The sequence below is a fragment of the Leptospira brenneri genome (genome assembly GCF_002812125.1).
Classification (GTDB): Bacteria; Spirochaetota; Leptospiria; order Leptospirales; family Leptospiraceae; genus Leptospira_A; species Leptospira_A brenneri.
Genome location: NZ_NPDQ01000001.1, coordinates 572,226 through 598,048, shown reverse-complemented (window position 1 = coordinate 598,048; position 25,823 = coordinate 572,226). Strand labels below are relative to the sequence as shown.

20 protein-coding genes and 1 pseudogene are annotated in these 25,823 nt (G+C 36.5%); 13 read left to right on the top strand and 8 right to left on the bottom strand.

Annotation, left to right across the window (positions count from 1 at the left end):
- Positions 1–27: 27 nt before the first annotated feature.
- On the bottom strand, positions 28–5,094 hold the full coding sequence (locus tag CH361_RS02930) for an alpha-2-macroglobulin family protein (protein WP_100789304.1): 5,067 nt from the start codon (positions 5,092–5,094) through the stop codon (positions 28–30).
- A 151-nt stretch (positions 5,095–5,245) separates the two neighbouring features.
- On the opposite strand from CH361_RS02930, the gene CH361_RS02925 reads away from it, so the two are divergent.
- Positions 5,246–5,674 carry a hypothetical protein gene (locus tag CH361_RS02925; RefSeq protein ID WP_244279495.1) on the top strand — a complete coding sequence of 143 codons (429 nt, stop codon included), beginning with the start codon at positions 5,246–5,248 and terminating at the stop codon, positions 5,672–5,674.
- Positions 5,675–5,717: 43 nt separating this feature from the next.
- Positions 5,718–8,096 (top strand): PAS domain-containing protein, encoded by a 2,379-nt coding sequence (locus CH361_RS02920; protein WP_100789302.1) that lies wholly within the window; start codon positions 5,718–5,720, stop codon positions 8,094–8,096.
- Here CH361_RS02920 and ahpF read toward each other — a convergent pair.
- The 3 genes from ahpF to CH361_RS02905 all read right to left on the bottom strand — a co-directional run bounded on the left by ahpF (position 8,082) and on the right by CH361_RS02905 (position 11,273).
- Positions 8,082–9,641 (bottom strand): alkyl hydroperoxide reductase subunit F, encoded by a 1,560-nt coding sequence (gene ahpF, locus CH361_RS02915; protein WP_100789301.1) that lies wholly within the window; start codon positions 9,639–9,641, stop codon positions 8,082–8,084. The two genes, CH361_RS02920 and ahpF, sit on opposite strands and share 15 nt — an antisense overlap.
- Before the next feature lie 44 nt (positions 9,642–9,685).
- Entirely contained in the window at positions 9,686–10,249 is a 564-nt protein-coding gene (gene ahpC / locus CH361_RS02910; RefSeq protein WP_100789300.1) for an alkyl hydroperoxide reductase subunit C, read from the bottom strand.
- A gap of 106 nt (positions 10,250–10,355) precedes the next feature.
- Entirely contained in the window at positions 10,356–11,273 is a 918-nt protein-coding gene (locus CH361_RS02905; RefSeq protein WP_100789299.1) for a hydrogen peroxide-inducible genes activator, read from the bottom strand.
- Between the two features lie 91 nt (positions 11,274–11,364).
- On the opposite strand from CH361_RS02905, the gene CH361_RS02900 reads away from it, so the two are divergent.
- From CH361_RS02900 to CH361_RS02850, 11 genes and pseudogenes are all read left to right on the top strand, one after another.
- Positions 11,365–13,290 carry a SpoIIE family protein phosphatase gene (locus CH361_RS02900; protein ID WP_100789298.1) on the top strand — a complete coding sequence of 642 codons (1,926 nt, stop codon included), beginning with the start codon at positions 11,365–11,367 and terminating at the stop codon, positions 13,288–13,290.
- 9 nt (positions 13,291–13,299) lie between these two features.
- Positions 13,300–14,037, top strand: coding sequence for a LytR/AlgR family response regulator transcription factor (locus tag CH361_RS02895; RefSeq protein WP_100789297.1), 738 nt, complete (start codon positions 13,300–13,302; stop codon positions 14,035–14,037).
- 127 nt (positions 14,038–14,164) lie between these two features.
- Positions 14,165–14,536 (top strand): LIC20211 family lipoprotein, encoded by a 372-nt coding sequence (locus tag CH361_RS02890; protein ID WP_100789296.1) that lies wholly within the window; start codon positions 14,165–14,167, stop codon positions 14,534–14,536.
- A gap of 8 nt (positions 14,537–14,544) precedes the next feature.
- The gene (locus CH361_RS02885; RefSeq protein WP_244279493.1) at positions 14,545–14,943 is read left to right on the top strand and encodes a hypothetical protein; all 399 of its coding nucleotides are present in this window, start codon (positions 14,545–14,547) and stop codon (positions 14,941–14,943) included.
- Entirely contained in the window at positions 14,940–15,281 is a 342-nt protein-coding gene (locus CH361_RS02880) for a hypothetical protein (RefSeq protein ID WP_100789295.1), read from the top strand. The genes CH361_RS02885 and CH361_RS02880 overlap by 4 nt, the downstream gene beginning before the upstream one ends.
- Entirely contained in the window at positions 15,253–17,769 is a 2,517-nt protein-coding gene (locus CH361_RS02875; protein WP_100789294.1) for a TonB-dependent receptor plug domain-containing protein, read from the top strand. The genes CH361_RS02880 and CH361_RS02875 overlap by 29 nt, the downstream gene beginning before the upstream one ends.
- Positions 17,769–18,272 carry a hypothetical protein gene (locus tag CH361_RS02870; protein WP_100789293.1) on the top strand — a complete coding sequence of 168 codons (504 nt, stop codon included), beginning with the start codon at positions 17,769–17,771 and terminating at the stop codon, positions 18,270–18,272. Before CH361_RS02875 ends, CH361_RS02870 begins: the two co-directional genes overlap by 1 nt.
- A gap of 1 nt (position 18,273) precedes the next feature.
- Positions 18,274–18,888, top strand: coding sequence for a MotA/TolQ/ExbB proton channel family protein (locus CH361_RS02865; RefSeq protein ID WP_100789292.1), 615 nt, complete (start codon positions 18,274–18,276; stop codon positions 18,886–18,888).
- A 2-nt stretch (positions 18,889–18,890) separates the two neighbouring features.
- Entirely contained in the window at positions 18,891–19,292 is a 402-nt protein-coding gene (locus CH361_RS02860; protein ID WP_100789291.1) for an ExbD/TolR family protein, read from the top strand.
- 179 nt (positions 19,293–19,471) lie between these two features.
- Positions 19,472–19,942 (top strand): annotated as a pseudogene (locus CH361_RS02855) (energy transducer TonB); the annotation flags it as partial.
- A 10-nt stretch (positions 19,943–19,952) separates the two neighbouring features.
- Positions 19,953–21,881, top strand: a complete 1,929-nt coding sequence (locus CH361_RS02850) for a sensor histidine kinase (protein WP_100789289.1) — start codon at positions 19,953–19,955, stop codon at positions 21,879–21,881.
- Here the strand turns inward: CH361_RS02850 and CH361_RS02845 are convergent.
- Genes CH361_RS02845 through CH361_RS02830 form a run of 4 tightly spaced genes read right to left on the bottom strand, consistent with a single transcriptional unit; the run spans position 21,859 to position 25,790 of the window.
- On the bottom strand, positions 21,859–22,419 hold the full coding sequence (locus CH361_RS02845) for an SCO family protein (protein WP_100789288.1): 561 nt from the start codon (positions 22,417–22,419) through the stop codon (positions 21,859–21,861). The two genes, CH361_RS02850 and CH361_RS02845, sit on opposite strands and share 23 nt — an antisense overlap.
- Complete coding sequence (locus tag CH361_RS02840) at positions 22,401–23,471, bottom strand: multicopper oxidase domain-containing protein (RefSeq protein ID WP_100789287.1); 1,071 nt, start codon at positions 23,469–23,471, stop codon at positions 22,401–22,403. The genes CH361_RS02845 and CH361_RS02840 overlap by 19 nt, the downstream gene beginning before the upstream one ends.
- Before the next feature lie 18 nt (positions 23,472–23,489).
- A complete protein-coding gene (locus tag CH361_RS02835; RefSeq protein WP_100789286.1) occupies positions 23,490–23,801 on the bottom strand; it encodes a PLDc N-terminal domain-containing protein in 312 nt (103 codons plus the stop codon).
- Positions 23,802–23,816: 15 nt separating this feature from the next.
- Positions 23,817–25,790, bottom strand: a complete 1,974-nt coding sequence (locus CH361_RS02830; RefSeq protein WP_100789285.1) for a right-handed parallel beta-helix repeat-containing protein — start codon at positions 25,788–25,790, stop codon at positions 23,817–23,819.
- Between the last annotated feature and the right edge of the window lie 33 nt (positions 25,791–25,823).

Here is a 25,823-nt window from a genome sequence, read left to right as displayed (position 1 = left end):
AATATATGATATTTTTTTTTATATCAATCACTCCACTTTCACTCGAGTGGTATTCGTATTTCCATAAAACTGAGGATGATACATCAAAAAGGTTTTAGCGGCAGGCATAATGGAAGTGCCTTTCGCAACAGGTCTTAAAATATAATTAAATTCAGTTTCGCCTTTTTTTATGTTATCTTCTGAAAAAATCACACGGTCATCTCTGTATTCTTTGTATCCACCATAATAATTATCAGTAACATCCGTTTCTTCTGCATCAGATTTTTTTTCCGTCAAAAACGATGTATTTACAATTTCTGTATTACTAGGGATTGGATCTACAATCATACCAAATGCTTGGTTTAAATTACTTAGTATTTTTACCTTCACAAGATAAGTAGATCCACGTTCGAGGTTCGTCACTTCTTTTAAGATGGCATCACCATTCGAATTTCTTCCATCAATCCGATACAATGTTTTGCGAATTTCAAGACCATTAAATTTTTGTGTAGTTGTGTCTTTTACAGGAACATACATTAGTCTTGATTGAAAATACAATCTACCTTCAGAACTCGTTCGTTTGAAAAGTAATGGCCTACCCGACGAATCCTTTCCTTCAAAAAGTCGATCAAATGTAAGTTCTTCTTTGTAGATGGAGTCGGAAGAAGAAGAAAAAGATTCATCAATTAAAGTTTTTTCTCCAAAGATAGCTTGGCCTTCTGTGTCAACGGAAGTTGATTCAAAACGATTTCGATATTCAGCCAAGGCAAGGGCAATGGTTCCAACACTATGACTATCGGACCAAAAATGATTTTGGCGATCGATCATAATTGATTTTACCAAATCAACGATCCTTGGATTTTTTGCATCCACTCTAAGTAACAATCGCAAATAGTTTCCAAGAACGGTTGAAGAACTATAATATGAATAATAGTAATATTCATCAGAATTCTTTTTTAGAGGTTTTAAAGTGAATAGTTCCTTATCATAAACAATATAATTTGTATATTCTTTATATAATTTTTGAAACACCGGATCTGAATCGGTAGATTCTAGTTTATGAGTCTCTGCATAAGCTGTAAGAAAAATTCCACGAGATTTTAAATTCAATTCTTCAAAATGATCCACCAAAGTTTTTTCTAAAGAATGAATCTCTTTTTTATCTTTTGAAAGCACAGAATAAATCAAACTTAATGTTTGGTAGGAATCGATAGAAGTTTCCGTCGGATTCTTTACATAGTTTTCCAAATATCGAATTGCTGATTGATAAGCAACTGTGTTGGATCTTTTTCCCTTATCTTTGGCTATCTGCATCACCGAGGTTATGTAAGCAGTCAAATAAGGATATCCCGTCCTTCCATGACCTTTCCAAACTCTAAAACTTCCATCTGATGTTTGAAACTCAGACATCTCATCTAAAAACAATTTTTCAATTTGAGTAAAATCGTAGGAATCTTTTGAAGGTGCTTTGTATTGAAATTCTTTTAATAACTCTCCAGCACTCATAGAGAGTAAATATGCAGAAGTTCTTTGTTCCATACAAAAGTAAGGATTGGATTCATAAAAGTCAAAAGCTGATTTTAAAGCCGTCAGAGCAGTTCCTGACATTCGTATATCAAGCGAACCCTTGTTAAGCAAAATAGATTCTTTTTTAGGAAATGAAATCAAAGTTTTATGTTCTGAATCCGTGTATCCTGAAAATTGAACAGATGTTACCGGATCAAATTCTTTAATCGGGATTGAGACAACCAAAGCATCAGAAAGATCCGATTTTTTCATATCAGCAAATTCTAATCCCGTTTCGGGTTCCACAGAGATTTGGTAAGACAACTGGATCTCTTCCTTGGGTTGGTTCAATTTTAGTTTAATATATTGTGATTCAGAAATCTGGAAGGTTCGAAGAACTTCTCTGGTTTGTCCCGCTGCAAGTTCGACGGAAACCCAACCTTTATCCTCAAGAAACTTGGAATCGATTTTATATTTAAATTTACCTTTTTTCTTAGTATTATTGGTAATACTTCCCCCAAGCTCAAGGCTGTCTCCAACTCGAATGAATCTAGCTACAGTTTTTTGCAAAACTAAGTTCTTTTTAACGATAAACTCAGAATTGGAAGCACCAAACTTTCCATTTGCAGATGATGCAACCATAACCCTAAATGTTGTTAGGTTGTCTGGCAAGGTAAAATTTAAATCTGCAGTTCCGCTACTATCTGCAATCACAACCGGATTCCAATAAGCAGTGTACCGAAAGTCTTTCCTTGCTCCCGATTCCGATTCAGCAGAGAAACCTCCACCAGAATCCTCACCGTAATCTCCTCCAGGACTATCTCCTTTGTTTTCATAGATATAATGTTTAATGATCATACTACGTAGTTCAAAGGTTTTAATAATACTATACCAATACTGATAAAACATTTGAACAGGACTTTGGAAAGAATAACCAACAAGATCTAAAACTCCTCGGTCTGCAACTGATACCGTAAGTTCCGCACCAGGACTCGTTTGAATTGATAATTTAACTTGTTCTCTAGGTTGGTATTCCGATTTATCCGTTTTAATCACAACAGGAGCTGTGCGGGTTGCAAGATTTACCTTTAAGGTAACAGACCCTGTTTTTGCCTTTGGTGCACCTAAGTCTTGTTCATTGAATTCTTTAATGTCATCAGAAGAAAGACCTTCCGGCACAGGTAACCGTCCCGATAACATAACCACATTTACGTCTACATTCGGAAGATAAGACTCTTCGATTGGTATTTCAAGAGGAGCACTGTTTCCCTTCATTAAAAATGATTTTTTAAAGTATACCGAATCTCTTTCGACCGTCACAATGACACGAGCATTTTGGAGTGGTGATTTAATTAGAATTTTAGCTTTATCACCAATTTTGTATTCTTTTTTATCGGAACGTAACTCTATGGAATCATCTCCACGGAAGTCCCAAGTATAATAAGATTCTTTTTCATAAGCGTAAAAATCCACTCTTGAAAAAACTTTATCTCTATTTAAAACTAAAACAGTATAACTACCTGCATCTTTAGCTCGGTAATCAAAAGAAACTCCATCTGCTTTGGAGACCAGTTTTTTGACTTCAACAACTTTCTTTGTAAGTTGATTACTTCTAAAGAAAAACTTTCCTAGTCCCTTCGATAAAACGGATGTCCAATCATTATAAATGATATAAGCCTTTAATTCTGCTCCTGCGACAGATTTACCTTGTAAATTCACAGCGAGAGCACCGAATTGAAAAGGTTTATCTAAAGATTGGTATCTATCATTACATTTTAAACCGACATAGGTTTCGGAAGGATTGTAAGGAATACTAGAAGACTTCGTAACAGACTTCCCATCTACATCAAAAACCGATGATTCCACTACCAAACTATATGGATCAGCAATTTCAATATCTTCACCATCAGTCACAAATTTTCTGGTTAAATCTTGGATGGGGATATCCAAACTAAAAAGTCCTTTGTTATCCAAAACACCCTCAGAACCGGTCACATAATCGGAGTTACCTCCAGAATATTCATCTTCATAGTCATACCAAGTATCAGAAAAATCATAACTTGAAAAAGAATCAAAAGATATGTATCTTTTTCTTTTTAATACGGAATAACTCACCTTTGCTCCTCCCATCGGAGCACCAAACATATACTTACCTTCTACCGTTCCTTTAATATTTTGGTCTTTGTTAACAACATTTGCTAAATTAACATTTACCATAAAGTTCACAGGACGGAACTCTTCCACTTGGAAGGTATCATAAGTTACAGAATAAGATTTTCCAGGAATATAAACTGATACAGAATAGTGGCCCAGTGGTGCATCTGATGGAATTGTATAACCGGTATTGACTCCACCTTGCGAAGATGAACTTAAAGTAGAATTTGAAATATCTTTTCCGCGGGAATCACGGATCTGTAAGTTTACAGATTTAGAAGCATAAGGAACCAGAACTCCATTCTTTCTATCCGCAAGTACAGCTTTGATCTCCACTCGATCACCTGGCCTATACAACTTTCTATCAAAGTAAATCTTTCCCTTTACATGGCTTTCTGTATAATAGTCGCTATAACCTTCAATATGTGTTTCATTGAAATGAAGAAAAGCCTTGTCCCCAGTTGTATCTTCTGCTATCAAAACAGATTTATCGAGTGACTTTGAATCACTAATGGATGGTAAAGTACAATGCCCATCCTTATCTGATTTACAAGTACCACGTAGGTTTCCTTTTTCATACAAACTAATATCTGTATTGGCAACCGGTTCCGCTTTTGATAAGGAATGAATCCAAACATGTAAGTTGTTTGGATCTAATTTTGTTGTGATTCCTAAATTGGTTGATTGTAAAAAAACCGATTCTCTTTTGAATACTTCTTTATTGTCATCACCAATGACCTTAGCACCTAATTGAAAAGCAATCCAAGCCTTTGTATTGGGTTTGGAACCAAAATAGGAATCAATGTCCATACCTTGGTTTCCAAAGGAATTGACTTTGAGTCCTGACTTCCAAATATTTTTTTTCCAATTCAATTGGCTTTCAAATTCATAATATCGATTACCAAGTACTGCAATTGCATTTACTAAAATAGGAATGGATAATTCCGCAGATCGAATTTCAAATTCAGGAACGTTGGAAATAGAGATAGGTAAAACTTTATTTAAATTAGATTCAAAAATATTTTCTCGGGATAAATAGAAGGATGGTTTTTTTGCCATCACGGGAAGTTTGAAACTAATTGGTGTCTCTAAAAAACAATCGTTCTCTGCATAAAATTTTCCAATTTTGATTTCATATTCAATGTTTGGATCAAAGCTCCAATGATCCAAAGAAAACTCACGACTGACAAAATCGGAAAATTCAGTTTTTGGATTAGTTGGTTTTGGTAGGATCTGAACTGCAGATGCAAATTCTTGAAAGTTTGTATCTTCTGAAACAGTAAATTGATAATCCCAAAGATCTTCTAAATACTTCAGATCCGTTGTGTCGAGTTTGACTTCGATTCTACAACTACTTGGAAAAATGACTCGTTTGATGGATCGAAAAAGACCTGTAATCGAATTACAAGAACCAAGAAAAAACAACAAACTAAAAGCAATTACCAACTTACGCATGAGAACTCCAGAATTCGAATGTTCTCTGTTCTATGATGGACACTTCCCTTTGCCAACACTTTCCTGAATGAATTGGAAAATCTTCCATATTTTTTTAAATCTATCAGAATTTTTGCTATGCTTTTGCTATTTTGCAATTTGATTGATGACGATGTCTCTCATTGCTATCAAAAAACAATTTCTGGAATTAAATGCACCCGATTCCTTTCCCAATGGCAATTTTAAAGCAGAATGGATTGGTCCTAAATGGTTCCAAACCGGTGCTAGTTTGAGTTTGAATTTTATGTCGTTTCGACACTGGTGGGGAAAATCGTTTGATGGCAGTGAAATTGCTTACAATTTATTTTTACCCCCTAACAAAACCGAGTTCCAATTACGTTATCCGATGAATTTGTCATTCGAAAAATCAAAATTAGACGGAAAACCCAGCCTGGTCCTTCGATACACCAAAAATGCCCCCTTCCCTTGGCCGTTCTTCGTGGACGAATTCCGGGTTATAAACGAAACAGAATTCCTCGGGATGAGTTACAACAAATTTACCCCCAAGTTAGCCCTCCCATTTCTGATTAGAAAGTCGTAATTCTGATTGTTAGTTTAGGAAAAATTTCGTCGAATGTAGGGTTATGCAAGCCCCTGCCCCCTCATTGGAAATGCAAATTCTCTCCGCAATGGAGGAGGTAGTTTTTTCGGCAAGTTATCCTGAGTTAGAGATCTTTTACGTTAGCCCGTCTGTGGAATCCCTCACCGGATACCCTATTGACTTTTACAAATCAGAGTTAGGTGCTTGGAGAAAAATCATTCACTCTGAAGATATGTATATAGTCGAACAAGCATTAGCATCGCTAAACAATAATAACAAGTTCAGGATCCGTTATCGCATCCAAACCAAAAGCAATGAAATTAAATTTGTACAAAGCCAAGGCCGATTGATCCGAGATGAATCAGGAAACATCTTGCGATTTGATGGAATTATCACTGACATTTCCGAATTACTCTTTTTACAAAATGTCATAAAAAACGAATCTCTCGAAATTAAACAGATGTTACTTGAAAACAACATTCTGTTTAATGGGAGTCAAGACTCCATGTTTCTTGTTGAAGTGATGGACAATGGAGATTTTGTCATTCGTAGGATCAATACAGCTTACGAAAAATCAACAGGGGTCACTCAATCTTTAATACAAGGCAAAACTCCAATAGATCTTTTAGGAGAAATTTTGGGAGCACCCGTAATTAAAAATTTTCAAAATGCTCTAAAAGCAAAATCGACCATCTCCTACGAAGAAAGTATTCCGATGCCCGCTGGAACCAAAGTATGGACCACTGCTCTGACTCCTATAGAAGTAGATGGTAAATTTAAGTTTATCATTGGAGCAAGCAAAGACATCACCGAACAAAAACGTGCAGAAAGTGCCTTAAAAGAATCTAACGAACGATATGCTTTAATTTTAGAAGTTAGTTCTGATGGATGGTTTGACTGGGATCTAACGAACGATACTGTCATTTATTCAAGGAGATGGTGGTTAGAGTTTGGAAATGATGAAAAAGCAGAAAATGTTAAAATCAGTTATTGGAAAAGTTTAATCCATCCTGACGATCAAGAATGGGTATCTGAATTTTTGGATAATATCATGCATTCTCAAAGAGAAACATTTGAGTTTAGTTTCCAAATGAAAAAAAGAAAAGGAAATTATGCACATGTTTTATCTAGATGCCATATCCAAAGAGATGCTTCTGGAAATAAAATCAGAATGGTCGGCTCTAATTCCGATCTTACCGAAATTAAAAAAATTGAATATACTTTACGCAAAGCAAAGGAAATGGCAGAAGCAGCCAACTTAGCAAAAGGAAACTTTTTAGCTAATATGAGCCATGAAATCAGAACTCCACTGAATGGAATTATTGGATTCACTGAACTTTTGTTACATGCTTCACTTACCGATGAACAAAAAGAATATTTACGAAGTATTTATCTTTCTGGGAAAAGTTTGTTATCTTTAGTCAACCAAATCCTTGATTTTTCCAAAATTGATTCGGGGAAAATGGAATTAGAACTGATTAGCACGGATCTTATTGACTTAGTCCAGTCAACAGTAGATCTTTTTCAAATTTCTGCAGCCTCTCAAGCCATTCTATTAAAACTAAAACTAGATCCAAATCTTCCACAATTTGTTTCTTTAGATCCTTTGCGTGTCAGACAAGTCCTCTCTAATCTCATCGGGAACGCAATCAAGTTTACTCATGAAGGTGAAGTCGAAGTTTCCGTAAAACCGGTCAAAGTGTCCGATGATATCATCGATATTGAATTTTCTGTTTCTGATACAGGAATCGGAATTGATATCAGTTCGCAAACAAAACTATTCGATTCTTTTTCACAAGCAGATACTTCCATCACAAGAAAATATGGAGGTACTGGACTTGGTCTTACGATCACAAGCGAACTCATTCAAAAAATGAATTCTCATTTAAAATTTGAAAGTGAACTTGGGAAAGGAAGTACCTTTTACTTCGTTTTGTCCTTACATGTAAATGCGACTGGATCCGTATCTTCTACTTTATTCGAAGAAAAACAAACAGTTCCAGATGAATCTCTGATCATCCAAAACGATCTAATTCAAAACGACATTTTGATAGTAGAAGATAATGATTTAAATAAAAGATTATTATCCAAAATGTTATTAAAAAGATATCCTAATATGCAATTGAGATATGCTGTTGATGGATCTGATGCAGTACATCAATTCCAAGAAAAAAAACCAGACCTAATCTTTATGGATTTACAAATGCCGGTGATGGATGGTTATACGGCGACGGTAGAAATCAGAACCTTAGAAAACAATTCAAAAGAAAGAACCCCCATCATCGCACTGACAGCGGGGGCTTTTTTTTCAGTCAAAGATACAGCGATTGAATCTGGAATGGATGACTTTCTTACCAAACCAATTTCCTCCGCCGATCTTTACAATGCTGTTGAAAAATGGTTATCATCAAGCCGCATGTAGAAGGTATTCAAAAGCACTGATTGCCGCTTTCGCACCTTCCCCCATGGCGATGATGATTTGTTTGTAAGGTGTGTTGGTTACATCTCCACAAGCAAAAATTCCATCCACATTGGTTTTACATTTTTCATCTACTAAAATTTCCCCAAATCGATTGGTTGCAACCAAATCTTTCACAAAACTACTGTTTGGTACAAGTCCAATTTGAACAAACACTCCATCCAATGGAATGGTTTCCGATTTTTCTGAACTTCTATCCTTATAAGTAAGTCCTGTTACTTTTTCAGTACTTGTTTGGATTTCCATGGTTTGTGCTTTCACCAAAGTTTTGATATTAGGAGAAGATGCCACTTTATCCAGTAAAACCTTATCTGCATTTAGTTTATCACCAAACTCAATCAAAGTGACTGATTTCACAATCCCACTTAGATCCAATGCGGCCTCCACACCAGAGTTTCCACCACCTACGACAGCTACATCTTTATCTTTGAAAAATGGACCATCACAATGCGGGCAATAGGCAACACCTTTGCCAACAAATTCTTTTTCACCAGGAACATTCAACTCACGCCATTTGGCCCCAGTGGAAAGAATAACCGTTTTTGTAAGAATTTGTTCTCCGGTATTCAAATGAATGGTTTTTAAATCGCCTGATTCAATTTTTAAAACTCGAACATTTTCTTTTTTTCGAATTTGGTTTTTCTCTAATTGTTCTGACAATACATGGGTAAGTTCAGGCCCAGTTGTGTATGGAATCGAAATAATATTTTCAATTCCTAACGTATCTTTTACCTGTCCACCTAACCGGTCAGCGATGACTAGAGTATTTAATCCTTTTCTTGCAGAGTAAACGGCTGCAGTCACTCCCGAAGGACCACCACCAATGACAGTAACATCATATACTTCTGCAGGATTGGAAACGTTTGAGTTTTCGCTTTGAGTTTCAGGAATCGAATACAATTCTAGAAGTTTATCAAAGATTACCGATGCTTCAGCTTTTCCTGAAAGAAAACGTTTTCCGTTTAAATAAACTGCCGGAACACCTTGGATATTTTTTTCTTTTACAAGTTCGGGATACATAGCTCCATCAATCATATTGTGAGAGATAGAAGGATTCACAAGAGAGAAACTATTGAGTGTTTGAACGACTTCAGGACAGTTATGGCAATCCAAAGAAATGAATGTTTCAAAATGTAAAGGTTCTTTTAGTTTCGATACAGCAGAAAGAATCCCTTCTTCTAATTTAATTGGGTTTCCTCCTGATTGTAATATCGCAAGAACGAGTGAAGTAAATTCATGCCCCATCGGAATTCCAGAAAACTCAATTCCTGTTGGTTTTCCTTCGGAAAGAATGGAAAATCGAAGGCCATCATTTTTTTCATCTGAATGTTCTAAGGTAATCAAAGAACTGAGAGAAACGATATCATTTAAAAAATCGATTAACTCGTTTCTTTTTTCATGTTCTCCCGAAAACAAACGTATGTTGATCGGATTTTTAATTCTTTCGAAATACTCTTTTACTTGATTCTTTGTTGATGTATCTAACATAATTACCTCCCGATTTAGGCGGGTTTCACCCCGCCTAATTTTGTTTAGATTTTTCCTACCAAGTCAAGACCTGGCTTCAAAGTTGAATTACCTGGTTTCCATTTTGCTGGGCAAACTTCACCGTCATTGTTTGCAACATATTGAGCTGCTTGCACTTTACGAACAAGTTCCTCTGCAGATCGACCAATCCCTAAGTCATGAACTTCGGCAGTTTTGATCACACCTTCTGGATTCACTACAAATGTTCCCCGAAGTGCTTGGCCATCGTCTTCTATCATAATCCCGAATCCTCTGGTAATTTTCCCAGAAGCATCACCTAACATTGGGAATTTGATTTTTTTGATGGTATCACTTGCTTCATGCCATGCTTTGTGAACAAAATGTGTGTCAGTGGAAACTGAATAAACTTCCACTCCCATTTTTTGAAGTTCTTCGTAATAATCTGCTACGTCCCCAAGTTCAGTAGGGCAAACAAAGGTAAAATCCGCTGGATAAAAAACAAATACGGACCATTTACCAAGAACGTCTTTTTTGCTAATTTTTTTAAAAGCACCGTTATGGAAAGCTTCCGTAGTGAAGTCTGGAATTTGAGTGTTGATATTGGACATTGAATATCCTCCTTTCGTGTTAAGAAGAATATACTCCCAATTAGATCATTTGTAAAATAAATACTATAAATGCAGAGATTTAAAAAAACTATCGCATTATTCTGGCCTAATCTTGGTTGAGAGACACTCCGATGATTTTAAATTTTTCTTTGGAGTGGTATCCTTTAGGAATCACATCGAGAATCAAATTGGTTAGTTTTTTGAGAATTTTCGTTTTATAAAACCCCTTCTTATAAACCAAACTAATTTCTCTCGCGGGCTCTGGAGAATCAAAGGGAACAATTCTTTTGGAAGATGCATCCACTGATAACTTAGGTAACAACGTAACCCCGATCCCCATATCCACCATTCGTTTTAAAGTTTCGACACTTCCACTTTCAATTTTTGCGAGTGAATTGCGATTGCAGATTTTTAAGGACTGATGGCGAAAACAATGCTCTTCACCAAGCACAAGTAAGGGGTATTTTTCGATATCTTTCATAGAGACAGATGATGTTTTTTCTTTCACATCCTTTGGATAATAAACAACAAAGGGTTCGTAATAAAGTGGATGTTCTACGATACTTGGAATCTTTAAGGGAGTGGCGAGAATCCCTAAATCGATTTCCTCCGATTCCAATTTTTCCAGAATTGTAAGAGTAGGAAGTTCTGAAATTCGGAAGTTAACCTTAGAAAATTCTGTTTGTAAACTTTGGTAAACAGAAGGAATCAAATAATTACTCACTGTCGGAATGATTCCGATGGATATATTCCCTGCCGGTTCATCCTTCCATTGGCCAGCAATTTCAAATAATTTATCCGCTTCTTTCAAAGTGTTTTTAGCCTGATCGACTACTGCTTTCCCTAACTTTGTGGTAATCACTGGATTTTTTTTTCGGTCAAAAAGCTCAAAACCTAGTTCTTGTTCTACTTTCTGGATCTGTAAACTTAAGGTAGGTTGTGCAACTAAACAATGTTCGGCGGCTTTTGCAAAACTCTTAAATTGATCTAAGGCAACTATATATCGAAGTTGAGTGATGGTCATAAGACATTCTCCAAAAAAATAACTAAAGCGAATGAGAGATGGAAAATCAACTTGCTTTCTGTTTGTACACAACTATCTTTAGCCGATAGCGATGAGATTTCTCTCATTTATTTTCCCCTTTTTACTTACTGCGGTATTTTCGCTTTCCTCGGAACCACTAAAAGTAAGTTCCCAAAACCTGACAACTATGTCTGGTGATTGGACATTTACGTCCCAAGGGGAAACAAAATCCATCCAAGTTGGCAAAGGACTTTCCTTACAAGGGATTCAACCACCCGTCCATGGTGTTTACAAAACAAGTTTTTATTATGAACCAAACCACAAACCCCTTGGTATCTATTTAGACCGTGTCCAAGAGGTAGATAAACTCTTTATCAACGGTGTTTTACTAGGAGAAACGGGGAGTGTTTCTGAAGACGGAACTTATTTTCCCAATTGGTATTATAAACGTTTATACTTTATCCCCAGTTCGGTTCTAAAAGCCAATGATGTGAACGAGTTAGAACTAGAAATTCACTTTCGAAACAAAACCTTTCAAGGAGGAATCTTTCGAAAAATCCCTGTTATGGGAAATTACGAACAACTACAAGAATTCATCATCCGAGAGGATGGACGTGATTTTTGTTTTATCATGTTGTTTTTTGGGATTGGTGCATATCAAATATTTTCGATTGTTTTAAAAAGACAGGCAAAAGCTAATTTTTATCTATTATTATCAACTCTTATCTTCGTGATGTGGAGATTACCTTTATTAAATATAAGTTATTCATATACGAATTTTTCTTTTCTCTTTTGGTTAAAAGTTTTTTTTACAGCACAGACCCTACTCCCTATTTCAATTTTTTTATTCAGTTATTCCTTATTCCAAACCAAAATCCATCTTAAAGAACGATTACTCGTGTTTTTCCTGCTATGCATCGCTTTTGCACAAACTTGGAACATTGACATCCCAACAAGAATTCTATTACTGCGAATTTGGGAGTTTTCTTTAATCATAGTAGTTTTTTTTATCATTCGTTGTGTAGTTCGAGGCGTAAAAGAGAAAAAAGCCGAAGCATACTTTTTAACCGTTGGATTTATTTGTATCTGCATTGGCGCAACAATAGATATCATTATTGATGTTACCTCTGGAAAAAATATATATCTAACCCAATATGGTTTTTTAATTCTTATGATTCTATCGGGAGTTGCGATCTCTTATAGACATGCAAAAAACGAAAACGAACTTTCTGTTTTAACCAAAGACTTGGAAATTCGAGTTCGTGAACGAACCATTGAACTCAGAGAAAAAAATCAAGACCTAGAACAAGACTTGTTCTTTGCTTCCCAATTACAAAGTTACCTTCTACCCAAAGAACATCCCAATACAGTTGGTATACGCATCCATACCACATATTTACCAATGAAACAAGTTGGTGGGGATTTATACGATTGGGTTGAATTAGATAACCATCGTTTGCTTTTATTAATTGCGGATGTGGCAGGTCACGGTGTTCCTGCTGCATTTGTATCTTCTATGGTGAAAGTACAGTTTAGAGAATCCACAAAATCGATTCACTCCCCAAAAGATGTATTAGAACATATGAACCAAGCACTCACTTCACTTGTGAGTCGGTATTTTATCACTGCCTGTTGTGCACTGATTGACACAAACGAAAAAACAGTCGTCTTTTCTTCTGCAGGACATCCAAGCCCATTTATTTTCAATCGGATCAAAGGTAAATTTGAATCTATGAATCTAAAAGGTCCAATCATCGGCTGGAAGGAGTCCTTTCAATATAGCGAATGGACCCACAAAATGGAAACTGGTGACAGGTATTTCTTTTTTACTGACGGTGTTACTGAAGCGCGTGCGGAAAATAAATTATTTGGTGAAAGCAAAATACTTGATCTACTAGAAAGAGGAAAAGACAAGGATATAAAATCATTGTCTAGTGAAATTATTGTTCAGATTTCTAAATTCTCAGAAGAAGAGTTAAAGGATGATGTCACTTTTTTCTTTATTGATATAACATAAATTAAATACATGGAATCATCCAGCTACTCAGTATTAATCATAGAAGATGAATATCCAGCAAGGATGCTCATGATGGACTATATCATGAACTGTTCTGAGCTAAAACTTGCGGGAATTGCAGAAAGTGGAGACAAGGCACTAAATCTTCTTAACGAAAAGAAATTTGATTTGGTGTTTATGGATATCAACCTTCCTGCCGTCAACGGGATGGACATTTTACGAAAAGAACACAACAAATCTACGTTTTTTATCATTACTACTGCTTATAGTGAACATGCAGTAGAGGCTTTTGATTTGGATGCAACCGACTATTTACTAAAACCTTTTTCCTTCGAAAGATTTAGAAAGTCTGTCGACAAAGCCCTACGTTTTCTTCAAGAATCAAAACAAACAACAAGTCCAAAACTAGAAAAGAATACCCATCTCAAAATTCAATCAGACTCAGCAGTGTTTTTATTACCTTTTCAAGACATTCATTTCATCTCAGCAAATAACAAAAGTTGTGTGATCCATACATCACAAAAAGATTACGAAACTTCAAAATTACTGAAAGAAATCGAAGAAAAATTGCCTTCCGAACGTTTCATCCGAATTCACAAAGGATTCTTGGTAAATTTAGATTTTGTGACAAGTTTACGTTACGATAAAGGTGGATCTTATACCATTCAGTTGAAAAACGAAGACGAAACTACCCTTCCGGTGGGTCGTTCGTTTGCACAAAACCTCAAAGAAGCTCTTAAATTATAGTCCATTTCTATTTCACTCCTGAATATGTAGCGTTCATTCCAAGATAGGTAGTTAATGAGCGTTAGTATAATTATTCCATTGACCAAATCCCAAGAAATGGAATCTAGATACGAACGGAGTCCATCTCATGAAACATCTTATCAAAATAACAACGATCTTTATTTTCTCTATTGTATTAGTTAATTGTGCCTCTTCCTCCGTTGGAATCGCCACCAGTAACAAACCAATCCCAAACACTCCCTACGAAACTACAAAAACTGTAGAGAAAATATTTACATGGTATGCCGTTGACCTTCTTGTGATTGGTTTCCCAATTACCGAGCCACCTGTCACCGATCTTTACGAAAGAATTATGGAAGAAGAATCCGGAGATGCACTCGTTAACATCCGTTACTGGAATGATAAATCCTTTTTTGGCCCACTCACTCGCTATAGATTTAGCGTCAAAGGTGATTTAGTTCGTTTTCCATCTCAGTCAACCACTAAGAGCAAAAAGTAGTGTCCAAAATGAAAACTGCCATTCTTAAAATTTTTATAGGTTTTTTGTCCGCCTCTATCATGGCTATGGGATGTATTGGTTCTCACATTCCTAAGGATATTTATCTATTTGATTCCGCAACTGTGGTTCGCTCCACAGATTATAAAATTCTTGGGAAAGGGAAAGGCCAAGATTCTGCTTTTTATTTGCTAGGTATGTTTCCTGTGACAAAAGCACCTAACGTAGAGCTAGCGATGAGTCAAATTTTGGAAAAATATCCAACTGGCAAAACTCTGATTAATATCAAAATTCAAAGAGAAGACAAACCTTACTTTCCACTCGGCCTCGTCACTGTTGTGAATGTAACTGCAGATGTCGTTGGACAAGTAGAGGAAGCAGAAGCCACAGGAGCAAAAGGTAAAAAATGAAAGTTCAAAAATTTATCTTTTTACTCACGATTTGTCTCACTTTTAACTGTGGGGCAACAGTGGATCGTGTGGATACAAATGATGCACAAAGCCAAGTGTATTCAGCCGCAAAGTTTGCTTCGGAAAAATGTGGAAATCCTATTCCCAATCCACCACTCGTCATCGTTACCAAACCAATCAAAAGAAACTTAGATTTGTGTACGATTGCAATTACCCGTACGGAATGTCCGTTTCTAGGATATCCCTTACCTTGCACCCTCATTTACCTCGAACAAGAAACGGGAGATATTCCCTGGTATTTAAACTTCAATGAAATCAGCAAAACTCAAATTAAATAGTCATTTCTTATTTGGGATTTTTCTTTTTTGTTTTGGATCCCCAATTTTGGCAGTGAGCATTCGTGCCAAACTAATCAATCCAAAAAAAGAGATCGCAGAGAAGAATTTATCGGTTTTAATTTTTGAAACCAAAAAATTCGCACAAACTGATGCCGAAGGAAATATAACTTTAGACTTTCCTTCAGCCGGTGAATACACCTTACGTCTGTTACGTGATACGGGAATTCAAGAACTGAAAATTTCTGTTGGTTCCACTGATGAAGATAGAACCATCTATACAGAAAAAAAGGCAAGTGCCCCTAGAACAGGGATCGTAGTCGAAGGCGAAAGAGAAAAGACAATTGCCTCAAGAACAAAAGTTCGTTACGAAGAAATCAAAAGGATGCCGGGAACTTTCGGAGAAGCTCTCCGCGCATTGGAAACTCTTCCTGGAGTCATTCCAAGTATCGGGTTTGGCGGTGGAGCGAACGGAATTATCGTACGTGGTGCCAATCCCAATGCAAACACCTATCTTTATGACGACCTCCCAATCTTATATCCGTTTCACTTAGATGGATTGACATCGGTCATTCATAATGACTTAATTAAATCAATCGACTTATATTCTGGTGCCTATCCTGCAAACTTTAATAATGCGACAGGCGGTATCGTTGAAATTGAAACCATTGATTCTGTCCAAAAAACAAAAGGAGCCTTTCAAGTATCCTTATGGAACACCACTGCTTATGCTGCGACTCCTACTTCAGGTGGTAAAGGATATCTTGCCATCGCTGGTAAACTTGGTTACTTAGACAAAACATTGGGTGCAACGGGTTTGTTGCCGGAAGGGATTCGTCTTCCACGTTACAATGACTCACAAATCAAATACGTTCACAACTTTACCCCAGAACATCAGATTGCGTTTTATAACTTAACTGCTCAAGATAACTTTGCGATCAATCTTTCGAGCAAACCCGTTAATGATCCAACATCATCACCATTGGCGGTTGCAGGAGGAGCTAACATTAACTTTGGTCAAAGTTTTCGCACGACTGCACTTCGGTATACCTGGATTCCAGGTGACAAATTTCAGAACCGTATTACGCTCATTAACTTTGATCCAATTGGTGAATACAATGTTGGTTTTGGAACGATCCAGGGAAAACAATACCAAAGGGGAAGTTATGTAGGTGTTCGTCAAGATGCCTACTGGACTGCTACGAGATTTTTAAAAATAGATTTTGGAACGGAAGTTAGAAAGTTTTCCTTTAGAGATTACGGAACGGAAGTAGCACTCAGAGACCCAAGTAATCCTGCACCTAACCCTTACAATACGGCAAACCCTGATTTTGTTGGTCGCCCACTGAATGTTCAAGGGAACACACCTTATTACAATGCCTATACAACTTTGCATTTCAAATATGGAAACTTTGTATTTGAACCAGGTGCGCGTTATGACTATGTTCAAATCACCGGAAATGGAGCTTTAACTCCAAGAGCCACAGCATCCTATACATTCCCAGAAGTGGGACAAGGATTAACTTTTTATGGAAGTGGTGGAGATGTTTCAAGATTTCCTCTCACAACAAACTTTAATAAAGAAACTGGAAACCCTGACTTAAGATTTGAAAGAGCTAGAAAAGTCAGTGCCGGGATTGAACAAAAAATTGATCAAGTTTGGCAAGTCAAAATGGAGGTATTTAAAAATCAGTTTACTGATACCATTATTGATGATCCTTATGCGTCCACTCCAGTAGGATTAAATCCAGATAAAGGACAATGGTTAACACAACCGATTGTCGCCAATCGTCCGTTAAATTATTCAAACAGAGCAACTGGATGGTCACATGGATACGAACTTCTTATCCGAAAAAATGCACGCCCTGGTACAAGAGACTGGTTTGGTTGGGTTTCCTATACATGGTCACAATCCTTTCAAAACACAAATATATACCAGATTTACGAAGGGGATAATTCACAAGTTGGTGCGATTGAGAGAAAAATTTTAGCAGCTTATTTCCCTAACTCAAAAGAACAACTAGCACCATGGGATAGAACTCATGTCGCAAACGTTATTTATGGTTGGAGAGTGAGCGAAGGTTATCAAATTGGTGCTCGTTGGAGTTATTTAACATCTGTGCCTTCTAGGCCAGTCGTTGGTGATGATGGCGGTCAATTTTCTAACCCGTTAAATGGACTAACATTCTGGAACCCTCAGTATTCTAATAATCCGAATTCACCTCAGTATGGATATGTGAAACGTGGAACTGACTTCCACAGGTTTGACATTCGCTTTGATATATTCGAAAACTATTCTTGGGGTTACTTAAACTGGTATTTAGAAATCGTAAACCTTTACATGAGGAAAAACAAAAATGGTTATGATTTTGACAATTCAAGACCATTCTCTGCAACAAACCCAAGAGAAAACGATACCTTCGGAACATTAGAACTCCCAGGTGGAACCGTAATTCCTTTCTTTAACGTTGGTATGGAGGTACATTTCTAATGAAAAATTTGATTCTTATTTGTAGCCTCTCATTAGGTTTCTTTTGTTCAGAATCTAAAAAGTTTGAAGACGCCTATAAAGAAACTTTACTATTACAATATCTAACAACAGCAAATGCACCACAAGAAACATGTGAATCAATCATCACAAACAAAGATTTATGTTTCAAGGCATATCATGCGGCTGTTGGTGGCACATTCACAGAAACATCATCTGCTGTAAAAACGATCACTTGTCAGACAATGATTGAAAACTCTGCTTATAAAAATATGTCAGGGATTGCACAAACCTGTGCTTTCAATTGTCAAGTGATCGATTGGAAATCAAAAACCAATTCAGGAGTTTGTACGCAGTCAACAATCCCTGCGCTGGTAGAATCTAGTTTGACTGGTAGTTCTGTTATTTCTTGTTTGAGATCTTGTTTTGCAACAACAAATAACCAAATTAGCACAGAGCAAATTCCATTATTTTTATTATTTAATAACATTCAAAACGGAGAATAGTATGCAAGAGTATGTAGAAATAGGCGAAGAGTTAATCTTTATTGCGATGGGAATTGCAAGTGTGATCGCACTGGCTGTATTTTCAGAGAGATTAATTTATTATAAAAAATCTTTAGGTAAAAAAAACGAAGACTACCTAAATGAGGTTAGAACTTCACTACAAGAAGAACCAGAGATTCATTGGAAAACAGATGCAGGCGAAGAATCCATCTACACTAGATTCCTTCAATTTGCTCTGAAACAACTAAAATTGGGAAGAAGAGGACTTGATGAAAGTTTAGATGGCCAAATTCTTTCTGAAAAATTGGAACTAGAAAAACGGTTACCCATTTTAAACACATTAGGTAACAACGCTCCTTTTATTGGGTTATTAGGAACTGTTCTTGGTGTCATCAAAGCCTTCTACGGTTTGGGGACTTTAGGAAGTTCTGGAGCAGAAGTGGTGATGCGTTCCATCTCTACGGCTCTACTGGCAACAGCGGCAGGTCTTGCAGTGGCGATTCCGGTGGTAATGGCAAACAATTATTTTTCTAGAAAGTCAAAGGTGATTTTACAGAATTTAGAAATTCTGAAAAAAGAACTGCTCTCTTATCAAATGAATAAGACAAAGGTATAATTATGGCTGGTGCATCAGGTTCTCAAGACGAAGAAATTGGAAGTATAAATATCACACCCATGGTGGATGTGATTTTAGTCCTTCTTGTCATCTTCATGGTAACGGCAAACTTTCTAAAAAAAGAAAGTTTAAATATCAATTTACCAAAAGTGCAGGCGGCTGATCCGAACGTTGCAGAATCAGTTCAAGTTGCAATCACCAAAACAGGTGCCCTTCTGCTAGAAGGGAAAGATACCGACGTTTCTGGTTTAGTTCGCAACCTTGAAAGAGAAGCAAAAATTAGACCAAATATGCGTTTAACGTTATCTGCCGACGAAAGCCTCCCTTATGGAAAGATTACGGAGCTGATGGGAATCATCCGAAAAGCGGGTGTTACAAAAATTGCCCTCAGTGTAAAAAAATGAATCGTTTCGCGGAGTTATGGGAATTATTCAAAATTTCGATCAAACAAAATAGAGAACGTCTATTTCATGTTTGTCTGATCTTTAGTTTATTTGTCCATACCGCAACTTACGCTGGTTACAAGATAAGTCAAATGCGTGGTGATGAAGTTGTCGAAGAATCTAACTTTGAAGATGTAGACGTTAGTTTTGAAGAAATTCCTCCCGAACTTATCGGTGGTACATCCTCTCCAGCCCCTATCGAAAAACAAGAATGGGTGGAAGGTAGTAACAAAGATAAAGCGGATGAACCCGACAACTCTGACATCAACCCCAACCAACTTTCTGGAAATGGTACGGACAAAGATGGATATCTTTTTTCGTTTAACGGAGACAAGATGCCGACTGCGATCATTGACTTTGACTTAAGGGAATATTTTCCACCTCAAGCCAAAGCTGCCAATATTGTTGAAAAACAAGTTGTGCTTCTTGTCCAGGTAAATGAGGACGGAACCTTACAATCTGCAAAAATTGTTTCTGGTCGTGTTGGTTATGGATTTGAAGAAGCTGCGATGAAACTCATCAAACGTGTGCGCTTTAGTCCGGGTTATGTGCAAGGACAACCTAAAAAAATGGCACATAGACTACCTATTTTGTTTTCCTTAGAAGACTAAAATATTTCCAATGAAGGATGGATTTGCTAAATTTATTGATTCTCCCTTTTTATCAGTTAGCATATTCATCCTTGTTTTGATCGCTTCCCTAACCACGATCGTTTATAATTTTGTTAGCCCCAAAGATAGAACAATAGTAAACTATTCCTTTGCAGAAGATGCGGATTATTTTATCGGAGATATACCTCCGATGGATGATGGGAATTTTGATTTCCCAAAAATGAAAAAAGTATTTTGGCAATCTGGTGCTGGTTGGATTAGCACGGAAGAACTTCTTAAAATTGCAAATAGCGAATTTATTTGGGTCAGGGCCCCTGCTCTTTCCCTCGGAAATCATTCCGAAATTTTTGCACTTCTGCAACACCAAGGAGTTGTTTTCGAAGTTTTTACTGATACCGGTCATAGTTTTTTTAAGTTCGGTGATTTTAATGATCCAAAATCTATCCCAAAAGTCTTTGAATCAAAATTTAGTTGGATCCAAATCCCATTAGAGGAAAGCGAATATTATTATATTCGATTATATCATAACAAAAGTTTCCTTTTTGCTATACCGGTAATGGAAAAAATTGCAGGAAACCGCGATGCAGTTTTCCGAAAATTTGCGATTAACAATTTCACATTTATCTTCATTCATGCTTTCTTTTTTATGATTGGTTTGATATGTGCATTAGTTTATTTTATAGAATTCAAAAAAAGATACGATTTAGTTTTAGATTTTGCTATATTTTGTTTATTGTTTGGTATTTTCGGATTAAGTTCCAATAGTTTTCTGCTGTATGTTTTTGAAAACCAAACTCCTCTTATTATTCTTAATGTTATCTCAAGTAATTTCATATTCATTCCTATGTTATCTGGCTTACGTAGGTTATTTCCGAATATTAAAATACCAATTTTACCTATATTAATTTATATCAATATTGCTCTTGCAGTAAGCTCAATGATTTTCACGTTAAGTATATCATTATCAGACTCTATGTATCTACTACTCATTGAGATGCTTCCTTTTTTTATGGGCTTAATTGTTTTTATTATCCTAATGAATATTTCAGGCCCAATTTTCGCATCGTATATAGCATGGAAAGCTGGAAACACAGTCGCAAAAGGTCACTTTATAGGATTTTGTATCACCTTAGTACTTGTAATAATAGAAATGGCTTATTCCATTACTGATCAATTTGGCTTTAACCGAGTTGCTTTGGGGGGAGTATTATTCGGAGTTATCTCACAGGGTTTTGCATTAGAACGAGCCATATTTGCAAACAGACAACAAGCTCAATTCTATAAAGAAGATTTACTCAAAGCAGAAAAATCTCTGAAAGAAAGCCAACTCAAATCCTTACAAACAAAAATGAATCCGCATTATTTATTCAATTCTCTAAATACAATTCATGCTCTTCATAAAATTAAACCAGAATTGATCGCTGATGCTATTTTAAGTCTTGCTAATAATTATCGATTCATTTCAGACAGAACCGACAGAGACTGGATTCCGTTTGAAGAAGAATGGAGTTTTTTACAAGACTATCTTCATTTGCAAAAACTAAGATTTTATGACACAATCCAAATTGACTTTAAAAAAACAGGAGATTTTTCTTCGGTAATTTTACCTCCACTCCTTCTCCAACCAATTATTGAAAACTCTTTTAAACATGGATTTCGCGGATCTGCGGAAGAAGATTTTCATTTTCAATTATTCATTCATGCAAAAATGATAAAAGATTCTGTTTTTTGTTTTGTTGTTTACGATAATGGAATCGGAATTCCAGAAGAATTACTCGCAGACAAAACAAAGTTATTAGAACGATCTCTCGGAAATATAAAAGAAAGATTAAAAAACCTTTATTCAGAATTTAGTTTTGAAGTAAGGAGAAATTTTCCTGAAGGTGCACGAACAGAAATTGAAATTATTTTAACTTCTAGAGTTCCGCAAGTTCCCTAAGTTTAATAGCTAAAGCATTGGCAGAAACACCACCAGGAAAATTAGCAAGGGTATTCAAGTTTTCATCTAAAACATAAATAAAATTAGAATGATCAATTCTATATGTTTTACCATCTCCGACTTTTTCTCTTACAATTCCAAATAGATCGGTAAGTTTAGTTAAAGACTCTGCATTAGGAGAAAGAGCTGTTAAATTTTTCCCAGGAAAGTTTTCGATATAATTCTTTAATGTAGCAGGTGAATCTCTTTCCGGATCAAGAGTGATAAAAATAAACCGAAAACGATTCGACTTTTCACCGAGAATGAGCGAGGCTCTACCAAAATTTGTTAGAGCCAGTGGACACATATCAGGACAGTGAGAAAACCCAAAATACAAAACGGATTTTTTTTCTGACCAAAACTTGGGTCCAAGAGAAGTCCCATCTGGCATAACAAAAGATAAATGTTTCCATTCTTCTTTGATTGCATCGTCTTTAGATTTGCAAAATAAACTAAGAGTAATGATTAAACTAAAAAATATTATACGGCGACGATCCAACCCATACCCCCATTTTCGGCCATATGTGTTTGGTGTGGGTGGAACATATAACGACCTTTTTTCTTTAAAACAAATTCAATGACCACTCGCTCTGTTTGACCAAGACTGACAACATCAGAATGACCATCAGGAACAGTACTACCCAAACTGCGAATGATATCAAAAGTTTGTGCATGTAAATGGAAAGTAATGATTGGTTCTCTTTCCATCATATTCTGAATATAAAAACGAACCCGCTCTCCCACAGGAACCTTCATAGGGTAACGATCATAAATTCCTGCAATCCCATTCCAAGTATAATAGTCATTCCTACCTTTTCCTTTAGTATCCCAACCGGAAAAAGTCAGAACAAATTCATGAGCAGGTTTTCGTTTGACAGGTGGATCTACCAGTAGAGCACCATACAAACCTTTGGCGGTATGTAACATGAGTGGTGGCACGTGACAATGGTAAGGATGAAGTCCGACCGGGCCGGCTTCAATTTGATAAGTTCTTTCTCCAAAAGCCGGAATGGGTTCCCAACCATCTTCCATTGGATCATGAGTTCCATGAAAATGTAAGGAATGTGGATCTGGACTTGAATTTTTAACATGGATTCGGAGTGTATCTCCTAAATTGGCACGTAGAACTGGTCCAGGAACCAGACCATCAAATGTCCAAGCAGGATAATTTACATTATGCGCAATGTTCATACTTAAAGGAAAAAGATTTAAACTAAAATCTTTCACCTTCTTGGAAGAATTAGAGTAGTTAGGTGGGTAATAAAACCGCTCAGTATATTCTTCTTTGATAAAAAAAGGAGGATGAGCCATACTCCCATAAGTATTGGTGCCGCGCAGACTCCCGCCAGCACCAATCGAGTTTTGATAGTTATCACTTACAGTGGGAGTAGTCACAATTCCAAAGTTAGTTGCTGTCGATGAAACTGTAGAATCAGAAGGTCCACAAATTTCATCAGAATTGCGAGAATTGAATTTTATGGATCCAAAAAGAGACCCAACAAGTCCCGTAATTCCAAAACCTAGTGTTGTTAAAAAACTCTTCCGATCCATAAATATATTTCTCTATTACTAAATGTGAGATATCAAACTAAGCACCCAAACAAGTAGCAAAACTCCGAGGCCACCACCAACTGCAATTTGTTTGAATTTTTTCTCATATTCAGTGTCTGCTACTAAAAGATAAACAGCAGGTCCAATCACAGGAACTACCAGAATCACAAGTGACCAGATAATCTGTTTTATAGTATTTGTTTCTTTTTGTTTAGAAAGCCCAAACAAAGCAAGGGGTGCCCAAACCATAGTTAATACAAAGGGAAGGTAATACGCATAAGATCCGATAAAATATGTCCAAAAACTTGGATTTGCAAATGTTGTTTCCATAAATAAACTCCTATATTAAGTTAAAGACGGTTCCGTGACCGCCGTCATCGCATAACCAGCATAAGCTAGAATTGTTAAGAAAAGCAGAATACCACCAAACACAACGGTATTTCTGACTACTCGTGAAATCTTTGATTCCTTAGAATATAAATACACCAAAGAACCAATGAATGGAACAAGTAAAATCAACCAAAAGTAATAATCTAATTTAGCACCTTTTGCTGAAAACCTATCCAAAACGGCAAGTCCTGTCCAAGCGGCAAAGATTGCAAATGGCAACAAATAACCCATGATATGGAAATACCAAGTTTTTAGTGTTCCCGGAAAATGAACTTTCCATCCAGAAGTATATACTTTGTTAGTTGCTGCATCGAATTCTGCTTGGCTGAGTTTAGGTAACTCTGCTTTATCAATCAAACCCTTATTTGCTTCAAAAACATCATGAGCAGGAATGATACTAGCCAAACTTTCTTTCGGCATATTCATTTGTTCAGGTGGAATTGGTTGGTTTTTATAAGAACCTAATACAAATTCTCGAAGGTTTGCTTGAACGAACAATGCAAGTAATCCAATGCTTGAAGACATATCTCCTGTATGAGGATAACGAATTCCCGAACAAGACTGAAGTGACTCTAATAAAGGTGGACTTGAAACTCCATAAGAATTGCCTTCAAAACAGTTTCCCACATTCACAGGACCACTAAGAGCAATATCTCCTCGTCCAGAATGAAAAACTTTATTGTTTCGTACAACGTTGTTATTGGAGATCCAGATATTCTCGTCAATATTCATCGTTACTAGGATTCCATAGTTGTTGTGATTAAAAACTAAATTGCCTTCAACCAAATTTTCTAATGCACCAAGTAGTGCGATTCCATTCCCTATCGAAGGGTATTCTAATTTTTTGGAAGGTGCATTGGTATTGTTATTATCATAAACAATATTTTTCTTCACCACAATTTGTTTTTGCGGAGGAAGTAATTCACGATCCAATGTATTTGGACCAATTCCTAATTGGTTTTTTCTCCAAATGGAAGACAAAAGATACAAATTTCCACTGGAATTTGTTCCTGAATAACCCAACGCGTTATTTTCAGAAATTACATCATTGATAATCGCATTACATGGATTACACTGACCGACATAAAAACCAGAATCGGGAGATCCAGAAGCATAAGAATGTTCCATGAGACCATCAACGGAATCAAAAGCATAAATTCCATAGTCACCATTATTATATGCTGTTAAGTAAGATCCACGATATCCTTTTACGCCTGTCCAATATACACCATTCAGTGTTGCATTTCTAGTGGTAAGGTTTTCGACAGCTACACCATCGGCACCCACAACCATAATTCCATTACCACGTAAAAATTCACCGTCAATGATGGTTTCGTTTCTATCTTCTCCGCGAATTACAATGGACGGCGTAGTTACAGTCACTTCTTCTTTATAGATACCTTTCGCTATGAGAACTAAGTCACCAGGAGAAGCAGCATCAACCGCATTCTGGATGGTTTTGTATTGAGATGGAACCTTACGAGTAACCCCTGTCCATTTTTTCGAAATTTTCGACTTAGCAATGTTTGTTTGTGGATTGTAAGCTGCATCTCCAATCACAGCAACACCAGTCATCCCAATCTTACCATCAGGAGAAGCATGGAAGGAACAGAAGTAAGGGAACGCACCTTCTTCTGGGAAAAATACATCTGTGTGTGCACCACGGAACATCGCCAAGTTGCCAAATGTTGTTTCTGTCGACCAATCTTTGGTGATAGAAATGGCATTGTGAGGATTGTTTCCTTCGTTCACAAATCGAATTTTACCGCCTTTGAATGTTCGAATGACGGGTGGGTGGAATGCGTTGTCCATCATCGTAACATGGACAAATGCGGAATTGGCCGGATCTTCCGAATTACAGTGATTCATACCAAGTGTTATGAAAACCGTAATGAAGATTCCTAATAAAATCTTTTTGATCTTTTTCATTCTTTTTCCCAGAATATGAGGACTTCCTCACAT

Coding starts and splice junctions, on each gene's coding strand:
- CH361_RS02875 (WP_100789294.1), top strand. CDS start 15,253: ATGAAATCAGCAAAACTCAAATTAAATAGTCATTTCTTATTTGGGATT.
- CH361_RS02880 (WP_100789295.1), top strand. CDS start 14,940: ATGAAAGTTCAAAAATTTATCTTTTTACTCACGATTTGTCTCACTTTT.
- CH361_RS02900 (WP_100789298.1), top strand. CDS start 11,365: ATGAGATTTCTCTCATTTATTTTCCCCTTTTTACTTACTGCGGTATTT.
- CH361_RS02830 (WP_100789285.1), bottom strand. CDS start 25,790: ATGAAAAAGATCAAAAAGATTTTATTAGGAATCTTCATTACGGTTTTC.
- ahpC (WP_100789300.1), bottom strand. CDS start 10,249: ATGTCCAATATCAACACTCAAATTCCAGACTTCACTACGGAAGCTTTC.
- CH361_RS02890 (WP_100789296.1), top strand. CDS start 14,165: ATGAAACATCTTATCAAAATAACAACGATCTTTATTTTCTCTATTGTA.
- CH361_RS02850 (WP_100789289.1), top strand. CDS start 19,953: ATGAAGGATGGATTTGCTAAATTTATTGATTCTCCCTTTTTATCAGTT.
- CH361_RS02835 (WP_100789286.1), bottom strand. CDS start 23,801: ATGGAAACAACATTTGCAAATCCAAGTTTTTGGACATATTTTATCGGA.
- CH361_RS02870 (WP_100789293.1), top strand. CDS start 17,769: ATGAAAAATTTGATTCTTATTTGTAGCCTCTCATTAGGTTTCTTTTGT.
- CH361_RS02860 (WP_100789291.1), top strand. CDS start 18,891: ATGGCTGGTGCATCAGGTTCTCAAGACGAAGAAATTGGAAGTATAAAT.
- CH361_RS02925 (WP_244279495.1), top strand. CDS start 5,246: ATGTCTCTCATTGCTATCAAAAAACAATTTCTGGAATTAAATGCACCC.
- CH361_RS02920 (WP_100789302.1), top strand. CDS start 5,718: ATGCAAGCCCCTGCCCCCTCATTGGAAATGCAAATTCTCTCCGCAATG.
- ahpF (WP_100789301.1), bottom strand. CDS start 9,641: ATGTTAGATACATCAACAAAGAATCAAGTAAAAGAGTATTTCGAAAGA.
- CH361_RS02905 (WP_100789299.1), bottom strand. CDS start 11,273: ATGACCATCACTCAACTTCGATATATAGTTGCCTTAGATCAATTTAAG.
- CH361_RS02930 (WP_100789304.1), bottom strand. CDS start 5,094: ATGCGTAAGTTGGTAATTGCTTTTAGTTTGTTGTTTTTTCTTGGTTCT.
- CH361_RS02840 (WP_100789287.1), bottom strand. CDS start 23,471: ATGGATCGGAAGAGTTTTTTAACAACACTAGGTTTTGGAATTACGGGA.
- CH361_RS02885 (WP_244279493.1), top strand. CDS start 14,545: ATGAAAACTGCCATTCTTAAAATTTTTATAGGTTTTTTGTCCGCCTCT.
- CH361_RS02865 (WP_100789292.1), top strand. CDS start 18,274: ATGCAAGAGTATGTAGAAATAGGCGAAGAGTTAATCTTTATTGCGATG.
- CH361_RS02895 (WP_100789297.1), top strand. CDS start 13,300: ATGGAATCATCCAGCTACTCAGTATTAATCATAGAAGATGAATATCCA.